Here is a 17,870-nt window from a genome sequence, read left to right as displayed (position 1 = left end):
CTGGGTTACTTGACGCCGAGACCGGCGTCGGCGACCTCGGGCTTGCCCGCGGCCTTGAGGACCTTGTTCAGCGGCTTCAGGTCGTAGATGCCCTGGAGGTCGGGCTTCTCCAGGAGACCGGCCTTGACGGCGTGCTGCGCCTGCGCGTCGAGGGTGGCGGCCAGCGGGTCGTCGGTGATCTGGATCGACTTCCAGGCCGGGTCGAGGATCTCGGCCGGCAGCTCCTTGCCGGTGAGCGACTTGAGCGCGGCGTTGGCCGAGGCCTTCGCCTTGTCCTGGTTGGCGTTGATCCACGCGTTCGTCTTCACCGAACCGCGCAGCACCGCCTCGACCACGTCCGGGTGCTCGGAGAGGAACTTCTGCGACACGATGATGTTCGTGATCACGAACTTGTCGTCGGGCCACAGCGTCGACTCGTTCAGCAGTTCCTTCGCGCCCTCGGCGACGAGCTTGGAGGCGGTCGGCTCGGGGACCCAGGCGCCGTCGATGGAACCGGACTTGTAGGCGTCCGGGGTCACCTTGTTGTCCGTGCGGACCACGGAGACGTCGCCCTTGCCGCTCTGGGCGTCGACCTTCCAGCCCTTCTCGGAGATCCAGTTGAGGAAGGCCACGTCCTGGGTGTTGCCGAGCTGCGGGGTGGCGATCTTCTTGCCCTTGAGGTCGTCCAGGGTCTTGATCTTCTCGGGGTTCACCACGAGCTTCACCCCGCCGGAGGCCGAACCGCCGATGATGCGCAGGTTCTTGCCCTTGGACTTGGTGTAGCCGTTGATCGACGGCGAGGGGCCGATGAAGCCGATGTCGATGGAACCGGCGTTGAGCGCCTCGATCTCGGAGGGACCGGCGTTGAACGTCGCGGTCTTGAGCTGGGTGCCCCCCAGCTCCTTCTGGAACAGGCCCTCCTGGTCACCCACGAGAGCCGTGGCGTGCGTCAGGTTCGGGAAGTAGCCGATCCGTACGGTGTCGGCGGAGAGCTTCTCTCCCTCGGCGGCGACCTTCGTCTTCTTGGCGTCGTCGTCCTTCGCCTCGGAGCCGTAGCCGCAGGCGGTCAGCGCCACGGCGAGCAGGGGCAGGGCGGCGACGGCCGCCGCGGAACGGCGCAGCGTGGTACGGGGGGCAGACACGGATGGTCTTCCTCTCGGAGGCCCTGGCTCAGCTCCCTCGGAAGTCCGGGGAGGCGGCCGGGCGGTCGGCAGGTCTTCGTCTGTACGGGCGGTGCGGGTGGTACGGCCGGGCGCGCAAGCGGTGCGCGTACGTCATCGCGCACATCGCGCCACCCCGCCCTGGCCGCTGCCGAGGGCGCCGCTGCCGACCCGGCCGCCCTCCTTCGCGAAGGTCGAGAAGATGTCGGTCCTCATCAGAAGTCCCATTCCGCGTCGTCGTCCGCCGCGGCCTCCGGCTCCGCGGCGGCGGCGAAGGAGGCGCCGGCCATGCCCGCGGTGAGCGTGGTGCCGTCGGCCGGGTCGATCAGGAGGAACGAGCCGGTGCGGCGGGAGTCGGCGTACGCGTCCAGCGCCAGCGGCTCCGCGGTGCGCACGACCACGCGGCCGATGTCGTTGGCGACGAGCCGGCCCGGGGCCGGGTGCTGCGAGAGGTCGTCCAGGGTCAGCCGGGACGGGATGTCCTTGACGATGGCCTTGACCGTGCGGGTGGTGTGCTTGAGCAGCACCCGCTGGCCGACGGTGAGCGGCTGGTCGGCGACATGGCAGACGGTCGCCTCGACGTCCTGCGTCACGGCCGGCGCGTCGTCGGCCGGGGCGATCAGATCGCCGCGCGAGACGTCGATGTCGTCGGCCAGGCGCAGCGTCACCGACTGCGGCGCCCAGGCGATGTCGACGCTGTCGCCGAGCAGATCGATCCCCGCGATGGTCGAGGTGCGGCCGGACGGCAGCACGGTGACGGACTCGCCGACGCGGAACACGCCCGCGGCGATCTGGCCGGCGTAGCCCCGGTAGTCGGGGTGCTCGGCGGTCTGCGGGCGGATCACGTACTGGACGGGGAACCGGGCGTGGCAGCCGGTCAGATCGTGGCTGACCGGAACGGTCTCCAGGTGCTCCAGGACCGTCGGCCCGCCGTACCAGTCCATGTGCGCGGACGGCTCCACGACGTTGTCGCCGGCCAGCGCGGAGATCGGGATCGCGGTGATCTCCGGGACGCCCAGGGACGCCGCGTAGGCGGTGAACTCCTCGGCTATGGCGGCGAACACCGGCTCCGCGTAGTCGACCAGGTCCATCTTGTTGACGGCCAGCACCACGTGCGGCACCCGCAGCAGGGCGGCGACGGCCGCGTGCCGGCGGGTCTGCTCGACGACACCGTTGCGCGCGTCGACCAGCACCACGGCCAGCTCGGCGGTCGAGGCACCGGTGACCATGTTGCGGGTGTACTGCACATGGCCCGGGGTGTCCGCCAGGATGAAGCGGCGCCGGGGGGTGGCGAAATAGCGGTAGGCCACGTCGATGGTGATGCCCTGCTCGCGCTCGGCGCGCAGACCGTCGGTCAGCAGCGCCAGGTCGGGCGCCTCCTGGCCCCGGTTGCGGGAGGCGTGCTCGACAGCCTCCAGCTGGTCGGTGAGGACCGACTTGGAGTCGTGGAGCAGCCGGCCCACGAGGGTGGACTTGCCGTCGTCGACGGAGCCCGCGGTGGCGAAGCGCAGCAGCGTGGTGGTGGACAGCTGGTCGGCCAGCTGGGTGGGTGTGGTCATGGTTAGAAGTACCCCTCGCGCTTGCGGTCTTCCATCGCGGCCTCGGACATCTTGTCGTCGGCGCGGGTCGCGCCCCGCTCGGTGAGGCGGGAGGCGGCGATCTCGGCGATCACGGCGTCCAGGGTGGTGGCGTCGGAGTCCACGGCGCCCGTGCAGGACATGTCGCCCACCGTGCGGTAGCGCACCTGGCGGGTCTCGGTGCGCTCGTTCTCCCGGGGGCCGCCCCAGTCGCCCGCGGTCAGCCACATGCCCGAGCGGTTGAAGACCTCGCGCTCGTGCGCGAAGTAGATCTCCGGCAGCTCGATGCCCTCGCGGGCGATGTACTGCCAGACGTCCAGCTCGGTCCAGTTGGAGATGGGGAAGACCCGGACGTGCTCACCGGCGGCGTGCCGGCCGTTGTACAGCTGCCACAGCTCGGGGCGCTGGCGGCGCGGGTCCCACTGCGAGAACTCGTCGCGCAGCGAGAAGACCCGCTCCTTGGCGCGCGCCTTCTCCTCGTCGCGGCGCCCGCCGCCGAAGACCGCGTCGAAGCGGTGCTGCTGGATCGCCTCGGTCAGCGGAACCGTCTGCAGCGGGTTGCGGGTGCCGTCGGGGCGCTCGCGGAGCTTCCCGGCGTCGATGTACTCCTGGACGGAGGCCACGTGGAGCCGCAGCCCGTGCTCGGCGACCGTGCGGTCGCGGTAGGCCAGCACCTCGGGGAAGTTGTGCCCGGTGTCCACGTGCAGCAGCGCGAACGGCACCGGCGCGGGTGCGAACGCCTTGAGCGCCAGATGCAGCATCAGGATCGAGTCCTTGCCGCCGGAGAACAGGATCACCGGCCGCTCGAACTCGCCCGCCACCTCGCGGAAGATGTGCACCGCCTCGGACTCCAGGGAGTCCAGGTGGCTGAGTGCGTACGGATTGTCGGTGCCCTCCGACACAGTCGCGACGGTCGTCACGCTGCACCCCTCTCGCTCAGCAGCGCGTACAGCTCCGCCGCGGACTCCTGCACGGTCTGACGGTGCGACTCGATCCGCAGGTCGGGCGCCTCGGGCGCCTCGTAGGGGTCGTCCACCCCGGTCAGCCCGCTGATCTCGCCCGCCGCCTGCTTGGCGTAGAGGCCCTTCACGTCCCGCTCCGAGCAGACCTCGACCGGAGTGGCGACGTGCACCTCCAGATACGGGGTGCCCTCGGCCAGGTGGCGCTTGCGGACCGCGTCACGGCTGTCCGCGTACGGGGCGATGACCGGGACCAGCACCTTCACGCCGTTGGCCGCCAGCAGTTCGGCGACGAAGCCGATCCGCTGGACGTTGGTGTGCCGGTCCTCGCGGGAGAAGCCGAGCCCCGCCGAGAGGAACTCGCGGATCTCGTCCCCGTCGAGGACCTCCACCCGGTGTCCCTCGCCGCGCAGCCGCGCGGCGAGTTCGTACGCGATGGTGGTCTTGCCCGCGCTCGGCAGACCGGTCAGCCAGACGGTGGCTCCCGTCTCCGTCACGCTCATCGAATTCTCCTGCTCCGTCGTCATCAGTCGTGCAGCCCGCACTCGGTCTTGCCGCGCCCGGCCCAGCGGCCGGCGCGGGCGTCCTCGCCCTCCCGCACCCGCCGGGTGCAGGGGGCGCAGCCCACCGACGCGTAGCCGTCCATCAGCAGCGGGTTGGTGAGCACCCCGTGCTCGGTGACGTAGGCGTCCACGTCGTCCTGGGTCCAGCGGGCGATCGGCGAGATCTTGACCTTCCGCCGCTTCTCGTCCCAGCCGACCACCGGGGTGTTCGCCCGGGTGGGGGACTCGTCGCGGCGCAGCCCGGTGGCCCACGCGGTGTAGTCGGTCAGGCCCTCCCGGAGCGGCTGCACCTTGCGCAGCTTGCAGCACAGGTCCGGGTCGCGGTCGTGCAGCCGGGGGCCGTACTCGGCGTCCTGCTCGGCCACCGACCGGCGCGGGGTCAGCGTGATGACGTTGACGTCCATCACGGCCTCGACCGCGTCACGGGTGCCGATGGTCTCCTCGAAGTGGTAGCCGGTGTCCAGGAAGACCACGTCCACGCCGGGCATGGCCCGGGAGGCGAGGTGGGCGACGACGGCGTCCTCCATCGACGAGGTGACGCAGAAGCGCGTGCCGAAGGTCTCCGCGGCCCAGGTGAGGATGGCGAGCGCGGAGGCGTCCTCCAGCTCCCGGCCGGCCTTCTCGGCCAGCTCCCTCAGCTCGGCGTCGGTGCGGTCCCCGGCCGGCAGACTGTCCGTCATATCCCGTCCCCTTCCACGTCGTCGCGCGCCAGTCCCCGGGTCAGCAGGCCCAGGAACTTCAGCTGGAACGCCCGGTTGCAGGAGGCGCATTCCCAGGCCCCGTGCCCCGCCTCGTGGGGGCGCAGGTCCTCGTCGCCGCAGTAGGGGCAGTGGAACGGCGCGGCCCGTCCGCTCATGACAGGGACTCCGCACTGGCCCGAGCCGCCCAGGTCGCGAAGCGCTCGCCCTCCTCGCGCTCCTCCTGGAACTTCCCGAGCACCCGCTCGACGTAGTCCGGCAGTTCGTCCGAGGTGACCTTGAGGCCGCGGACCTTGCGGCCGAAGCCGGCGTCCAGCCCGAGGGCCCCGCCCAGGTGCACCTGGTAGCCCTCCACCTGGTTGCCCTCGTCGTCCAGCATCAGCTGGCCCTTCAGGCCGATGTCCGCGGTCTGGATCCGGGCGCAGGCGTTCGGGCAGCCGTTGATGTTGATGGTCAGCGGCTCGTCGAAGTCCGGGAGGCGGCGCTCCAGTTCCTCGATCAGGGACGCGCCGCGCCCCTTCGTCTCGACGATGGCCAGCTTGCAGTACTCGATGCCGGTGCAGGCCATCGTGCCGCGGCGGAACGTGGACGGCTTGACCTGGAAGCCCAGCGCCTCCAGTCCGGCGGACAGCGACTCGACCCGATCGGCCTCCACGTCGAGCACGATCATCTTCTGCTCGACGGTGGTGCGCACCCGGCCGGAGCCGTGCGCCTCGGCCAGATCGGCGATCTTGGCGAGCGTGGAGCCGTCCACCCGTCCCACGCGAGGGGCGAAGCCCACGTAGAAGCGGCCGTCCTGCTGGGGGTGGACGCCGATGTGGTCGCGCCAGCGGCTGCTGGGCTCGGCGGGCGCCGGGCCGTCCAGCATCGGCCGCTTGAGGTACTCGTCCTCCAGCACCTGGCGGAACCTGGCGACGCCCCAGTCGGCGACCAGGAACTTCAGCCGGGCCCGGTTGCGCAGCCGGCGGTAGCCGTAGTCCCGGAAGATCCCCACGACCCCGGCCCAGACGTCCGCGACCTCGTCCAACGGCACCCAGGCGCCCAGGCGTTCGGCCAGACGCGGGTTGGTGGACAGCCCGCCGCCGACCCAGAGGTCGAAGCCGGGCCCGTGCTCGGGGTGGTCCACGCCGACGAAGGCGATGTCGTTGATCTCGTGCACCACGTCCTGGACCGGCGATCCGGAGATCGCCGTCTTGAACTTGCGGGGCAGGTTGGAGAATTCGGGGCTGCCGATGTAGCGGCGGTGGATCTCCTCCAGTGCCGGGGTGCCGTCGATGATCTCGTCGGCGGCGATGCCGGCGACCGGGGAGCCGATCATCGTACGCGGGCAGTCCCCGCAGGCCTCGGTGGTGGAGAGCCCGACGGCCTCCAGCTTCTCCCAGATCGCCGGGACGTCCTCGATGCGGATCCAGTGCATCTGGACGTTCTGCCGGTCGGTGATGTCCGCGCTGCCCCGGGCGTACTCCTGCGAGATCTCGCCGATGACGCGCAGCTGCTCGGTGGTCAGCTTCCCGCCGTCGATGCGCACCCGCATCATGAAGTACGAGTCCTCCAGCTCCTCGGGCTCCAGGACCGCGGTCTTGCCACCGTCGATCCCGGCCCGGCGCTGGGTGTACAGACCCCACCAACGCATGCGTCCGCGAAGGTCGTTGGGGTCGATGGAGTCGAACCCGCGCTTGGAGTAGATCGTCTCAATGCGTGTCCGCACATTGAGACTGTCGTCGTCCTTCTTGAACTGCTCATTGCCGTTCAGCGGGGTGTAGTGCCCCAGGGCCCACTGACCTTCGCCGCGGTGGCGTCCCGCCTTGCGGCGGGGTGCGGCGGGCGCAGGCTGTTCCGGGGTAGCGGCCATGACAGTACGTCCTTCGGGACTGCAGGAGGGCGGCTCTGAACTGCACACTCGCGTGAGGCGCGGCGGTGCGCAGGGGTTGCAGAGAAAAGGGGGATCGCGGCGGTGCTGGGACTCTCAGCTCGCCGGACAGATGGCGCTGGACACGCGGCCGAGGTCGACGTGACGCCGACTCACCAAGGCAATTCCAGTTCCAGACATGACGGAAGCGTGTCACGCGAATCTCGGGCCAGTCCACTACTATCCGCAATGTGGACGCGAGAGTCCCGACAGGTGAGACGTTGTGGCGCCCGTCACTTCGGTGACGGGCGCCGGGTCCCCCGGAAAACCGGACAACCGTGTGCATTTCTTTCGTACGCGAGACGCTCCCGCGAGGAATTCGGGAACGTGCTCCCGCGAGGAATTCTCAAGCGTTCAGGAACGGGACGTCGGGCCGGCCTCCGGCCACGGTCCGGGGGTCGCCACGTCGGGCTCCCGCTCCGTCGCGGTGTCGAAGAGCCGGAAGCCGCGCCGCTCGTAGTTCGCCAGCGCGTGCGGACCGTCCTTGGAGCAGGTGTGCACCCAGACCCGCTTCGTCGCCGGCCGCTGCGGCCACCGCTCCGCCAGGTCCCACGCCCGCGCCGTCCCGTACGACAGCAGATGCCCGCCGATCCTCCGGCCCCGGAACGCCGGGATCAGACCGAAGTACATGATCTCCACGACCCCGTCGTCCTGCGGGTCCAGCTCGATGTACCCGGCCGGGGTGCCGTCGACATAGGCCACCCAGGTCTCCGCGCCGGGCCGCTCCAGCACCTCCCGCCACTGCGCGTACGTCATCGGCAGGCGGTCCGTCCACCGGACGTCTCCGCCGACCGCCGTATAGAGGAAGCGGCTGAACTCGGGCAGCGGCACCTCGGAACGGACGATCCGCACCGCGCCCTCCGGTTCGGCGGACGGCCGCAGATCGTCGGGGGAGGTCTGCTCCAGCGACCAGACGGTCACCTCGGCCAGGGCGGGACCGGACACGGGTTCGGATGTGCTCATACCCGCCAGACAACCATGCCCCGCGCGCCCGGCCCAAGCCGGGACCTGCGTGAACACCGTCTCAGGACGCCTCGCGCGCCGCCGCCACCACCGGCGCCTTGGACCGAGGCAGCAGATCGACCGGGTCCGCCGGACGCACCACCTCCACCTCGACCCCCTCGCCGAAACGGTACGGGCGGTGCGCCAGCACCTCCGCGAGATGGCGCCGCAGCCGGGAGATCTCCGCCCGGACCGTCACCGTCCGGGTCGGATCGCCGAACAGGTCCTCCGCCAGCTCCGACGCCGTACGCCCCTCCCGGTGCAGCGCCAGCGCGTACAGCAGCTCGGCATGGCGCGGCGAGAGCCGCTGCGTCCACGTCCCCACCGGGGAGACCACATGCGCCGCGAGCGCCTGCGGCATGCTCAGATCCAGCACCACCCGGCGCGGCGGGCTGTCCAGCGTCCCGTCCGCCACCTGCACCAGCCAGCCGCCCGGCAGCGGCTCCACCCGGCACATCCCCAGCGACGGCAGCCAGACCCGCCCCGGCCGCAGCGATTTGGGCAGCGGCAGCCGCTCCATCGGCGGCATCCCGGTCACCGCGGCCAGCCAGCCGTGGGCGTCCACCGCCAGCGCCCGCCCGCCCAGCCGGCAGAGCATCGGCGCCGCCACCGACCGCAGCCGGTCGATCGACTGGAGATGGCGGTTCCTGATCTCGCTCTCGGCCAGCCGCGCCACCGACCCCACCAGGGCCAGCGTCGCCGGATGGAAGGTGCTCGCCGGACCGCTGATGTCGACGATCCCCATCAGCCGGCCGTCCCGGGGGTCGCGCACCGGGGCCGCCGCGCACGTCCAGCCGTGCAGGCTGCGCACGAAGTGCTCGGCGGAGTGCACCTGGACCGGGGCGCGCGAGGCCAGCGAGGTGCCGATCGCGTTGGTGCCGGTGGTCTCCTCCGACCAGGCAGCGCCCTCGGCCAGACAGATGGCGTCGGCCCGCCGCAGCACGCCCGTGTTGCCCTGGCGCCAGAGCACCCGGCCCTCCGCGTCGGTCACCACCATGATCTGCCGCGAGACGTCCGCGATGCTCACCAGGCCGTCGCTCAGCAGCGGCATCACCTCGCCCAGCGCGGAGCTGCGCCGCCGGTGCTCGATCTCCTCCTGCTCCAGCAGCTCGCTCTGGGTGGACTGCTCGGGATCGATGCCACTGCGCAGCACCCGGTCCCAGGAGGCCCCGATCTCCGCACGCGGGCGCACCCGCATCCGGCCGCCCTCCAGCCGCGCCTCGCGCGCCCGGTGGAGCCGCGGGTCCTGGCCGGACACCTGGACAGCCGGCGGCATCACCTCGACAGGGCCTGTCTCCACGTCGGTATCTCCCTAAGGGGGCGGAACGTGCGGGCCGCCCCATCCTGCCGGTACGCGGACCTGTGCGCCGCAACTCCACACAATGGTTGCAACCCTCTGCAACTCTGGCGACGTCCCCCCGACCGTACAAGAGTGGAAGTACACCGCACGGCGGGGTTTCGGCCCTTACGGTCGGTGTGTACTGCATGGGGGGTGGTGCCGTGTCGGCGCAGCACCACCCCCTGTTGCCGTACCCGCCGCCGGATCAGTGCTCCACGGCCCTGGCCCGTGCCACCACCGCCGCCAGGTCCAGCGTGTGCGGCAGCGTCCCGAAGGCCCCGCCCCCGTCCCCGCCCAGCCGCGACGCGCAGAACGCGTCGGCCACCTCCGGCGGAGCCCAGCGCACCAGCAGCGAGCCCTGAAGGACCAGCGCCATCCGCTCCGCGAGCCGTCGGGCCCGCGCCTCGATCCCCTCCAGATCGGCCAGCTCCGTCAGCAGCTCCCGGATCGCCCGGTCCAGCCGGTGGTCGGCGCCCCGCGCCCGCCCCACCTCCTGGAGGAAGGCGTTCAGCGCGGCCGGCTCCCGCTGGAGCGCCCGCAGCGCGTCGAGCGCCTGCACATTGCCCGAGCCCTCCCAGATCGAGTTGAGCGGCGCCTCGCGCAGCAGCCGGGGCATCCCCGACTCCTCCACATAGCCGTTGCCGCCCAGGCACTCCAGGGCCTCGGCCACCAGCGGCGTGCACCGCTTGGTCACCCAGTACTTCGCCACCGGCACCGCGAGCCGCAGGAACGCCGTCTCGGCCGCGGACCCGGCGTCGTACGCCGCCGCCAGCCGCAGCGCCAGCACCGTCGCCGCCTCCGACTCCACCGCCAGATCGGCCAGCACGTTGCGCATCAGCGGTTTGCCGGCCAGCGGCCCCCCGAAGGCGTGCCGGTAGGTGGTGTGGTGGACGGCCTGGGCCACCGCCTGCCGCATCAGCGCCGCCGAACCGGTCACACAGTCCAGCCGGGTCGCCGCCACCATGCCGATGATCGCCCGGACCCCGCGCCCCTCCTCGCCGATCCGCCGGGCCCACGTCCCGTCGAACTCGACCTCGGCCGAGGCGTTGGACCGGTTGCCCAGCTTGTCCTTGAGCCGCTGGATCGCGAAGGGGTTGCGACTGCCGTCCGGGAGCACCCGGGGGAGCAGGAAGCAGGTCGGCCCGCCCGGGGCCTGCGCCAGCACCAGGAACCCGTCGGACATCGGCGCCGAGCAGAACCACTTGTGCCCGGTCAGCAGGTACTCGCCCTCGCCGGACAGCGGCTCGGCGCGGGTCGTGTTCGCCCGCACGTCCGTGCCGCCCTGCTTCTCCGTCATGCCCATCCCCAGGAGCGCCCCGGCCTTGAGCCCGACGGGGCGCAGCCCCTCCTCGTACACGTGCGAGGTCAGCAGCGGCTCCCAGACGGCCGCCAGCTCCGGCTCGGTCCGCAGCGCCGGGACCGCGGCGTGCGTCATCGAGACCGGACAGCCGTGCCCGGCCTCGGCCTGCGTCCACACCAGGAACCCCGCGGCCCGGCGCACATGCCCGCCCGGCACGTCCCAGGCGTCCGTCAGACCCGCGCCGACCGCGTGGCCGAGCAGCCGGTGCCAGGCCGGGTCGAACTCCACCTCGTCGATCCGGTGCCCGTAGCGGTCGTGCGTGCGCAGCCTCGGCGGGTACGCGTCGGCCCGCTCGGCCCACCGCGCGGCCTGGGCGGAACCGGCCGCCCGGCCCAGTTCGCCCAGGGCCGTCCGGGCCGGTCCGAGCAGATCCTCCGGAAGGTGCCGCTCCACCGCCTCGACGAGCACCCGGTCCGCCGCGAAGACGTCGTAGCCGAGGAGCGGCGGGGGCTGATTGGACACGGTGTGGGTGCTGGCTGCCATGCCGATACGGTAAGGACGTGCAGGCAGCAAATGAAACACCCGAGCGGCCGACGGGCCGGCTCCACCGGGCCAGAGTGCTCTACCGCAACGTGTCCAAGCGGCACATGGCCTGGCAGCTGCTCAAGGACACCGTCAACTCGTGCATGGAGTACCGCATCCTGGGGCTCGCCGCCGAGGCGGCGTTCTTCACCCTGCTGTCCCTGCCGCCGCTGCTGCTCGGCCTGATCGGCCTGCTCGGATACGTCGACGAGTGGACCAGCACCACCACGGTCGCCTCCATCGAACGCAACATCCTCAGCGCCGCCCAGACGGTGCTCTCCGAGCGCGGCGTCAACGACTTCGCCAAACCGCTGCTCGCGGACGTCACGACCGGGGCCCGTCCCGACGTCATCTCCATCGGTTTCGCCATCGCCCTGTGGTCCGGCTCGCGCGCGGTCAACGTCTTCATCGACACGATCACCGTGATGTACGGACTCGACGGGCACCGCGGCATCGTCAAGACGCGGATGCTCGCCTTCCTGCTGTACGTGGTGGCGCTGCTGCTCGGCGCGGTGGTGCTGCCGCTGCTCGTCGTCGGCCCGGACCGGGTGGTGGAGCTGATCCCCTGGGGCACCGAGGTCATAAGCGTCCTGTACTGGCCGCTGGTGATCGTGCTGTCGATCGCCTTCCTGACGACCCTCTACCACGTGTCCGTCCCGGTCCGCTCGCCGTGGATCGAGGACACCCCGGGCGCCCTGGTGGCCCTGACGATGTGGGTGCTCGGCAGCTTCCTGCTGCGGATCTACCTCACCAGTACAGTCGAGGGACCCACGATCTACGGCTCGCTGGCGGCCCCGATCGCCGTGCTCCTGTGGATCGGCATCTCCGCCTTCGCGGTCCTGGTGGGCGCCGCCGTGAACGCCGCCATCGACCGCGTCTGGCCGTCGGTGGCGACCGCCGCGGCCCGCGCCGCGAGCGACCGGGCGCGCGTCGCCCAGGCGGCCGAGTTCGTGGCCCGGACCCAGGCGGAGCACGGGGACCCGGGCCCGGACGACGACATCGAGGACGGCGACCTGCCGTACATGCCGTCCGAGTTCCCGGAGCGGTGGTCGCGGTTCCTGCCGCCGGACGACGTGAAGTCCCGGCTCCAGCCGAGCCGCGAGAAGGAGAAGGAGCCCGACCGGACGGAGAACCCGCACCCCCGGCCGCCCGGGGAGTGAGCGGCGACCCGGCCGGCGGACCCGTCAGCCGGCCGGCGGGGGAACGGGCGGGACCGGCGCCTGCGCCGGTACGGCGGGCGGGGGCGCCGGCGGCGCGGGAGGCGCCGGCTGGGAGCCCGGGGACCACGACAGCTTGACCACGAGATGGCCCTCCATCGCGCTCTTCGCGATCACCGCTCCGGCCTCCGAGGTGATCTTCACCCCGAACTCCAGCTCCACCCCGTCCGGCTTCAGCGTCCCGTCACGGAACACGGCGAGCGCCGACTCGGCCGCCGAGCGGATGCCCTGGAGGGCGCTGTCGAAGGTGCGCCCGGCCCGCGCCAGTGAATGCCCGTCCCGCGCGACCAGCCGGGCACCGGGCACATGCCGGTCCACCTCCACCGTCACCGTCGCGCCGCTCTCCGTGGTGAACTCCATCATCGACGCCATGAACGCCCCCGGGATGCCGATACCGCGTGTGCGTGCCCCATCCTGCGTCCCCGAGACTAGTGGCATGGGCCACTCCTACGAAGAGCGCGCGTCGAGGCTGGAGGGCGCCCTGCTCTGGACCCTGACCCTGCCCCCGGGGGCGTCCCGCCCGGTGCTGCCCGACGGCTGCATGGACCTGCTGTGGATCGGCGGCCGGCTCCTCGTGGCCGGTCCGGACACCCGGGCCCAGACGCCGGCCGCGACCGGGGGCACCTTCGCGGGCGTCCGCTTCGCCCCCGGCACGGCCCCCGCCCTGCTCGGCGTACCGGCGCACGAACTGCGCGACCGGCGGGTCGCGCTGGACGCGCTGTGGCCAGGGGCCCGGGTCCGGGAGCTGACCGAACGCGTCGCCTCGGCCGCCGACCCCGCGACCACCCTGGAGGACATCGCCCTGCACCGGGCCGCCCGCACCGCACCGCCCGACCCGCTGATGCGCTCCGTAGCCGCCCGGCTCGACGCCGGCCGCAGCGTCGCCGACACCGCCCGGCTCGCCGGCCTGGGCGCCCGGCAGCTGCACCGCCGCTCCCTGGAGGCGTTCGGCTACGGCCCCAAGACGCTCGCCCGGGTGCTCCGCCTGCAACGGGCCCTGGCCCTGGTCCGCGCCGGAACGCCGTACGCGCACGCGGCCGTCGCGGCGGGCTGCGCCGACCAGGCACACCTGGCCAGGGAGATGCGCGCCCTGGCCGGCACCACCCTGACCGCGTACCTGGACGGTGCCTGAGCCGGTCAGCCCGCCGGGGCGAACAGCGACACCCCGCAGCCGTCCGGGTCGAGGACCACCGCGTACCGCTGCCCCCACACCGCGTCCCACGGCTTCAGATGTCCCTGGTACCCGGCCCCGGTCAACTCCTCGTACACGGAGTCGACCTCGGCGGGACTGTCGCAGAGGAAGGCGAGACCGAGCCGTTCCGCGCCCCGTCCGGGGGCCCAGTGGGGGTCGAAGGAGCGGACGACGTCCTCGGTGTCCCACAGCAGGCGCTGTCCGCCCGGGAGCGTCACCTCGACATGGGGTGCCGATTCCGCCCCGTCCGGGATGTCGAGTCCGAGCCTGCGGTAGAAGGCGAGCGAGGCCGCCAGGTCAGTGGTGACGATGCCGATGGCGTCGAGTCGTGGAGTCATGCCACGACCGTAGGACCGCACGCCCCGTCGGGTCTTGAAGGAATCGGCCGTGTCCTTCCCCGTCCCTCTCCGCCCGAACGCTCTCCCCACCTGGGACGATGCGGCCTCCCGCCGTGTCCGGGGACGCGGGCGTGACATAGGTTCACGGGTGGGGAGGTCGAGAGACATGACACGCGGACGGGTCCTCGCGCGGGGATCACTGGCGGTGGCCTGCGCGCTGCTGGCCTGGCAGGTCTGGATGCTCTTCCACGTCAGCTCCGCCGAGAGCGCCCGGGTCCGCTGGTCCTGCGACGCCTCCGAGTGCGCCACCGACGACCTCGCGGGCGGTGCCCCCTTCCTGGGCGCGCTCGTCGTGGCCGCCCTGGCGCTGCTGGCACGGCGCTTCCTGCACCGGGCGGCGCCCGGCGCGGCCCTGACCCTGGCCGCCCTCGCGTTCGGCGCGGGGTGGCGGACGGCCGTGGACCGGGGCGAGCTGCGCGCCGACGCGTCCGCCGGCTGGCTCGTGGACCGGCTCACCGTGTCCGACTGGATCACCGTCTCCCACACCGCCGCCGCGCTCTTCGCCCTGACCGCCGTCGCGGGCGCCGTGAGCAGTCTGCGCAGGACCAACGGGCCGCACCGGCTGCGACTGCGGCTGCGCGGCCGGCTGGCCACGGCGGAGGCCGAACTGCACGGCTGGGAGCGTACGGGCCGCCACCGGGGCCGGGTCGAGGCCCGCTTCACCGACGCGGACGGGGTGCGCCGCGCCTTCCCCGCGGTCGTCCCCCGGGCCGCGCTGGGGCGGCGCACCCTCGTGCTGTACGACCGCGAGCGCCCCGGCGACGCCACGCACAGCCGGGTCTCCCTGCCGCGCACGGGGCCGCTGTGACCGGGGGCACCGCCGTGTCCGGTCCGCTCACCGGGGCGGCGGCCGTGCTCCGGGGCACGGTCCACCTCGGCAGGTGACGCGGTGCGGCCGAGACCGACCCGCCGCGCTCCTACGCCTCCGCGTCCAGGCAGTCCCCGGGCGAGGTGCCCGGGTCCGTCAGGGCCAGGCCGAGTGCGGCGCGTTCGGTGACCCAGCGGGTCGGGCGGTGGCGCGGATCGCCCGTCGTGGCGTGCAGCGCCCGGTGGAGCTCCAGCATCCGGGCCGCGCCGATCCGGTCGCCCCAGGCCAGCGGGCCCAGCGGATAGCCCAGTCCGGCGGTGACCGCCAGATCGATCTCGGCCGGTGCGGCGGGCCCGCGTTCGGCGATCGACGCGGCGACGGACACGATCGACGCGAGGAGCCGCTGCGCGACCGAGCCCGCCGTGTCCCGCACCACCGACACCGCGAACGGCTCCCCGCCGTCCGCCGCCCGCGCCAGCACCGCCCGCGCGTCCCGTGCCGCGCCCGCCCCGGCCGCCGGTGTCACGGCCAGCACCCGGCGCCGCCCGGCCGCCGGCAGCGGGTCCACCCCGAAGGTGCGCCCGGCGGGCAGCCCCAGCTCCGCGACGGCCGAGGCGACCGTCGTGCCCCACACCGGGACGACGACCAGCGCGCCCTCCGGCGGTTCCGGGCCGTCCTCGACCCGGGCGCCCGCCGAGGCCAGCGCCGCGCGCAGCGCCGCCGCGTCCGTTTCACCGGACGGCGAGGCGGCCACCACCAGGACCGGCCGGTCCGCATCGCCGGTCACCGGGGCCTCAGGGGCGGGCCCGGCGGCCCCGGGACCGTACGCGAACCAGCCCTGCCCCGTCTTGCGGCCGTGCAGTCCGGCGGCCACCCGGTTCGGGGTCAGGGCGGAGGGGCGGAGCCGGTCCTCGTACCGGAAGCCCTCCCAGATGGAGTCGATGACCGCGGCGGTCACATCGAGTCCGGTGAGGTCCATCAGCTCGAAGGGGCCCATCCGCAGCCCCAGTACGTCGCGGGCCACCCGGTCGATGTCCGCGGGGCCGGCGACCCGCTCCTCCAGCAGCGCCAGCGCCTCCGTCACCAGACCGCGCCCGGCGTGGTTGACGAGGAAACCGGGGGTGTCGGCGACCGTCACCGCGCGGTGCCCGCAGCTCTCCACCAGAGCGGTCAGCATCGGCGGGATGTCCGGCCGGGTGGTGGCGCCGGGGACCACCTCGACGATCCGCATCAGCGGCACCGGGTTGAAGAAGTGCAGCCCGGCCAGGCGCGTCGGGTCCTTCAGCGTGGCCGCGATCCGGGTGACCGGGATCGAGGAGGTGTTGGTCGCCAGCACCGTGGAGGCGGGCAGCACCCGCTCCAGCCGGCCGAAGACCTCCGCCTTGGTCTCCAGGTCCTCGCGCACGGCCTCGACGACGAGGTCCACCTCGGGTCCGGCCGCCCACGGATCGTCCAGCGGGACGATCCGGCCCACCGCCTCCGCCGCGTCCCCGGCGGACATCCGGCCCTTCTCCACGGCCCGGCCGAGCATCGAGCGGACGAACGCGACCGCGTCGGTCACCGCCTCCGCGCGGACATCGGCCAGTTCGACGGTGTGTCCGGCCGCGGCGGCCCACTGGGCGATGCCCCGCCCCATGGCTCCGGCGCCGACGATCCTGATACGCATGCGGGTCACGGTCCTTTCGAGGGGCGGGGTGCCGCCGGCCTGATCGTGTACGTGGTCGGCCTCCCCGGATACCGGGAGGCGGCCCCACCCTGCCAGCCTTCATTGATCGGCGTCCACTACCGAATTAGGCTCGGATCAGGACGCCGTACACATCAATCGTGGTGGCGGGAGGGACCGCTATGGAACTGCGCCATCTGGAGGGCTTCCTCGCCGTGGCCGAGGAACTGCACTTCGGACGGGCCGCCCGAAGGCTCCGGATGGCCCAGCCGCCGCTGAGCCAGCAGATCCGCCGGCTGGAGAGGGAGCTGGGCGTCCAGCTCTTCGAACGCAACACCCGCTCGGTGCGGCTGACCGGTGCGGGGGAGTCCTTCCTGGAGCCGGTGCGGGCCGTCCTCGACGCCCTCGACACCGCGGTACGGGCCGCGCGGGCGGCCGGACGCGGCGAGTACGGCCGGGTGGGCATCGGCTTCGCCGGCGCCTCCAGCCACGAGACGCTGCCCCTGCTGACCCGGGCCGTCCGGGCCGCCCACCCCGCGATCGAGCTGGTCATGACCGGGCAGACCTACGCCAACGTGGCGCTCGACCGGGTCGCCGACGGCTCCCTGGACCTGGGGTTCGTCCGGCTGCCGGTGAACCGGCCCGGCGTGGAGGTCCGGGTGATCGGCGAGGAGGAGCTGGTGTGCGCGCTGCCCTCCGACCATCCGCTCGCCGCCCGGGAGGAGGTCCCGCTCGACGCGCTGGCCGGGGAGCCCTTCGTCTCCTTCCCCGCGAACAGCGGCTCCACCGTCCGCGACGCCATGGTCGAGGCGTGCGAGTCCGCCGGGTTCGACCCCCGGGTCGTACAGGAGGCCCCCGACTCGTACACCATCATGGCGCTGGTCGCGGCGGGCGTCGGGGTGACCCTGACCGTCACCTCCGTCCAGCACATCCAGCAGAACGGCCTGGTCTACCGCCCGCTGGCCGGCCCGCCCATCCGCCGCCAGGCCGCGCTCGCCTGGCGGACCGACAACCCCTCGGCCGCGCTGCGCTCCGTGCTCGCCGTCGCGGAGACCGCGCTGCCCACTCCGCCGGCGCCGGTCACCCGCCCCGGCCCGCGCCGAGGAACGCCAGCAGACTGACCGCCGCCGGGCGCGTTCCGCCGAGCACCGAGCGGTGGAGGTCGCGCACGGTCCGCACGACGGCCCGGGTCACCACGTCGGTCCCCGCCCTCCGCTCGAACCAGTCCCAGTCGCCGTGCGCGTTCACCTCCAGGAACACCGGCTCGTCCCCGGCCCGCAGCAGGTCGAACGCCCCGTGGACGAGACCGAGGCCGGCGGCCGGGGCACGCACCGCCGAGGCCACGGCGTCCGGCACCGCGGCCCTCCGCACCGCCACCGTGTCCGGCCGGGTCCAGACGTCCTCGGGGATCGGGGTGTTCTCGCTGACGCCCGGGTCGATCGTGGCCAAGGATCCCGGCCGCTTCGGCATCGACGTGCTGCCGCTGCCCGCCTCCGACGACATTCGCCGCTATGTGCCGTGGCG

19 protein-coding genes are annotated in these 17,870 nt (G+C 72.9%); 4 read left to right on the top strand and 15 right to left on the bottom strand.

From position 1 onward, the window contains the following. Positions 1-5: 5 nt before the first annotated feature. The 11 genes from ACFVDM_RS20830 to ACFVDM_RS20780 form a co-directional block, all read right to left on the bottom strand. Positions 6-1,121 (bottom strand): aliphatic sulfonate ABC transporter substrate-binding protein, encoded by a 1,116-nt coding sequence (locus ACFVDM_RS20830; protein ID WP_383641793.1) that lies wholly within the window; start codon positions 1,119-1,121, stop codon positions 6-8. A 233-nt stretch (positions 1,122-1,354) separates the two neighbouring features. Beyond that, a complete protein-coding gene (locus ACFVDM_RS20825) occupies positions 1,355-2,698 on the bottom strand; it encodes a sulfate adenylyltransferase subunit 1 (protein WP_383641790.1) in 1,344 nt (447 codons plus the stop codon). Between the two features lie 2 nt (positions 2,699-2,700). Continuing rightward, positions 2,701-3,636 carry a sulfate adenylyltransferase subunit CysD gene (gene cysD, locus ACFVDM_RS20820; RefSeq protein WP_383641787.1) on the bottom strand — a complete coding sequence of 312 codons (936 nt, stop codon included), beginning with the start codon at positions 3,634-3,636 and terminating at the stop codon, positions 2,701-2,703. Further along, positions 3,633-4,202: an adenylyl-sulfate kinase gene (cysC, locus tag ACFVDM_RS20815; RefSeq protein ID WP_383641784.1), complete on the bottom strand. Its 570-nt coding sequence runs from the start codon at positions 4,200-4,202 to the stop codon at positions 3,633-3,635. The genes cysD and cysC overlap by 4 nt, the downstream gene beginning before the upstream one ends. Further along, complete coding sequence (locus ACFVDM_RS20810) at positions 4,202-4,918, bottom strand: phosphoadenylyl-sulfate reductase (RefSeq protein ID WP_383641781.1); 717 nt, start codon at positions 4,916-4,918, stop codon at positions 4,202-4,204. Before ACFVDM_RS20810 ends, cysC begins: the two co-directional genes overlap by 1 nt. Then, the gene (locus ACFVDM_RS20805; protein WP_383641778.1) at positions 4,915-5,094 is read right to left on the bottom strand and encodes a hypothetical protein; all 180 of its coding nucleotides are present in this window, start codon (positions 5,092-5,094) and stop codon (positions 4,915-4,917) included. Before ACFVDM_RS20805 ends, ACFVDM_RS20810 begins: the two co-directional genes overlap by 4 nt. Further along, positions 5,091-6,788: a nitrite/sulfite reductase gene (locus ACFVDM_RS20800; RefSeq protein WP_383641776.1), complete on the bottom strand. Its 1,698-nt coding sequence runs from the start codon at positions 6,786-6,788 to the stop codon at positions 5,091-5,093. The genes ACFVDM_RS20805 and ACFVDM_RS20800 overlap by 4 nt, the downstream gene beginning before the upstream one ends. Before the next feature lie 114 nt (positions 6,789-6,902). Further along, positions 6,903-6,986: a putative leader peptide gene (locus tag ACFVDM_RS20795; protein WP_311203059.1), complete on the bottom strand. Its 84-nt coding sequence runs from the start codon at positions 6,984-6,986 to the stop codon at positions 6,903-6,905. Positions 6,987-7,199: 213 nt separating this feature from the next. After that, entirely contained in the window at positions 7,200-7,808 is a 609-nt protein-coding gene (locus ACFVDM_RS20790) for a GNAT family N-acetyltransferase (protein ID WP_383641773.1), read from the bottom strand. A 61-nt stretch (positions 7,809-7,869) separates the two neighbouring features. Beyond that, a complete protein-coding gene (locus ACFVDM_RS20785) occupies positions 7,870-9,123 on the bottom strand; it encodes a GAF domain-containing protein (RefSeq protein WP_383642427.1) in 1,254 nt (417 codons plus the stop codon). A 268-nt stretch (positions 9,124-9,391) separates the two neighbouring features. Then, entirely contained in the window at positions 9,392-11,029 is a 1,638-nt protein-coding gene (locus tag ACFVDM_RS20780; protein WP_383641770.1) for an acyl-CoA dehydrogenase family protein, read from the bottom strand. Positions 11,030-11,103: 74 nt separating this feature from the next. Here ACFVDM_RS20780 and ACFVDM_RS20775 point away from each other — a divergent pair, with 74 nt between their 5' ends. Further along, entirely contained in the window at positions 11,104-12,228 is a 1,125-nt protein-coding gene (locus ACFVDM_RS20775; RefSeq protein ID WP_383642424.1) for a YihY/virulence factor BrkB family protein, read from the top strand. A gap of 24 nt (positions 12,229-12,252) precedes the next feature. Here ACFVDM_RS20775 and ACFVDM_RS20770 read toward each other — a convergent pair whose 3' ends face one another. Next, positions 12,253-12,657: a CU044_2847 family protein gene (locus ACFVDM_RS20770; RefSeq protein ID WP_383641767.1), complete on the bottom strand. Its 405-nt coding sequence runs from the start codon at positions 12,655-12,657 to the stop codon at positions 12,253-12,255. A gap of 64 nt (positions 12,658-12,721) precedes the next feature. Between ACFVDM_RS20770 and ACFVDM_RS20765 the strand changes: the two genes are divergently transcribed. Next, positions 12,722-13,417, top strand: a complete 696-nt coding sequence (locus tag ACFVDM_RS20765) for a DUF6597 domain-containing transcriptional factor (protein ID WP_383641764.1) — start codon at positions 12,722-12,724, stop codon at positions 13,415-13,417. A 5-nt stretch (positions 13,418-13,422) separates the two neighbouring features. Here ACFVDM_RS20765 and ACFVDM_RS20760 read toward each other — a convergent pair whose 3' ends face one another. Beyond that, positions 13,423-13,815 (bottom strand): VOC family protein, encoded by a 393-nt coding sequence (locus ACFVDM_RS20760; protein ID WP_383641761.1) that lies wholly within the window; start codon positions 13,813-13,815, stop codon positions 13,423-13,425. A gap of 166 nt (positions 13,816-13,981) precedes the next feature. Between ACFVDM_RS20760 and ACFVDM_RS20755 the strand changes: the two genes are divergently transcribed. Then, complete coding sequence (locus ACFVDM_RS20755) at positions 13,982-14,683, top strand: hypothetical protein (protein WP_383641758.1); 702 nt, start codon at positions 13,982-13,984, stop codon at positions 14,681-14,683. Positions 14,684-14,792: 109 nt separating this feature from the next. On the opposite strand, the gene ACFVDM_RS20750 is transcribed toward ACFVDM_RS20755, so the two are convergent. Next, positions 14,793-16,349, bottom strand: a complete 1,557-nt coding sequence (locus ACFVDM_RS20750; protein WP_383641755.1) for a 3-hydroxyacyl-CoA dehydrogenase — start codon at positions 16,347-16,349, stop codon at positions 14,793-14,795. 179 nt (positions 16,350-16,528) lie between these two features. Here ACFVDM_RS20750 and ACFVDM_RS20745 point away from each other — a divergent pair, with 179 nt between their 5' ends. Further along, complete coding sequence (locus tag ACFVDM_RS20745) at positions 16,529-17,467, top strand: LysR family transcriptional regulator (protein WP_383641752.1); 939 nt, start codon at positions 16,529-16,531, stop codon at positions 17,465-17,467. Here ACFVDM_RS20745 and ACFVDM_RS20740 read toward each other — a convergent pair. Further along, entirely contained in the window at positions 17,427-17,795 is a 369-nt protein-coding gene (locus ACFVDM_RS20740) for a hypothetical protein (RefSeq protein ID WP_383641749.1), read from the bottom strand. The two genes, ACFVDM_RS20745 and ACFVDM_RS20740, sit on opposite strands and share 41 nt — an antisense overlap. Between the last annotated feature and the right edge of the window lie 75 nt (positions 17,796-17,870).

The organism is Streptomyces sp. NPDC057682, assembly GCF_042799575.1.
GTDB lineage: Bacteria > Actinomycetota > Actinomycetes > Streptomycetales > Streptomycetaceae > Streptomyces.
Note: the sequence above shows the minus strand (reverse complement) of the source record. Positions and strands in the feature narration are given on the sequence as shown.

Bases quoted from the DNA above. Each gene is read 5' to 3' on its own strand.
- ACFVDM_RS20825 (WP_383641790.1), bottom strand. From the start codon at position 2,698: ATGACCACACCCACCCAGCTGGCCGACCAGCTGTCCACCACCACGCTG.
- cysC (WP_383641784.1), bottom strand. From the start codon at position 4,202: ATGACGACGGAGCAGGAGAATTCGATGAGCGTGACGGAGACGGGAGCC.
- ACFVDM_RS20810 (WP_383641781.1), bottom strand. From the start codon at position 4,918: ATGACGGACAGTCTGCCGGCCGGGGACCGCACCGACGCCGAGCTGAGG.
- ACFVDM_RS20805 (WP_383641778.1), bottom strand. From the start codon at position 5,094: ATGAGCGGACGGGCCGCGCCGTTCCACTGCCCCTACTGCGGCGACGAG.
- ACFVDM_RS20800 (WP_383641776.1), bottom strand. From the start codon at position 6,788: ATGGCCGCTACCCCGGAACAGCCTGCGCCCGCCGCACCCCGCCGCAAG.
- ACFVDM_RS20795 (WP_311203059.1), bottom strand. From the start codon at position 6,986: ATGTCTGGAACTGGAATTGCCTTGGTGAGTCGGCGTCACGTCGACCTC.
- ACFVDM_RS20790 (WP_383641773.1), bottom strand. From the start codon at position 7,808: ATGAGCACATCCGAACCCGTGTCCGGTCCCGCCCTGGCCGAGGTGACC.
- ACFVDM_RS20785 (WP_383642427.1), bottom strand. From the start codon at position 9,123: ATGCCGCCGGCTGTCCAGGTGTCCGGCCAGGACCCGCGGCTCCACCGG.
- ACFVDM_RS20780 (WP_383641770.1), bottom strand. From the start codon at position 11,029: ATGGCAGCCAGCACCCACACCGTGTCCAATCAGCCCCCGCCGCTCCTC.
- ACFVDM_RS20770 (WP_383641767.1), bottom strand. From the start codon at position 12,657: ATGGCGTCGATGATGGAGTTCACCACGGAGAGCGGCGCGACGGTGACG.
- ACFVDM_RS20765 (WP_383641764.1), top strand. From the start codon at position 12,722: ATGGGCCACTCCTACGAAGAGCGCGCGTCGAGGCTGGAGGGCGCCCTG.
- ACFVDM_RS20760 (WP_383641761.1), bottom strand. From the start codon at position 13,815: ATGACTCCACGACTCGACGCCATCGGCATCGTCACCACTGACCTGGCG.
- ACFVDM_RS20755 (WP_383641758.1), top strand. From the start codon at position 13,982: ATGACACGCGGACGGGTCCTCGCGCGGGGATCACTGGCGGTGGCCTGC.
- ACFVDM_RS20750 (WP_383641755.1), bottom strand. From the start codon at position 16,349: ATGCGTATCAGGATCGTCGGCGCCGGAGCCATGGGGCGGGGCATCGCC.
- ACFVDM_RS20745 (WP_383641752.1), top strand. From the start codon at position 16,529: ATGGAACTGCGCCATCTGGAGGGCTTCCTCGCCGTGGCCGAGGAACTG.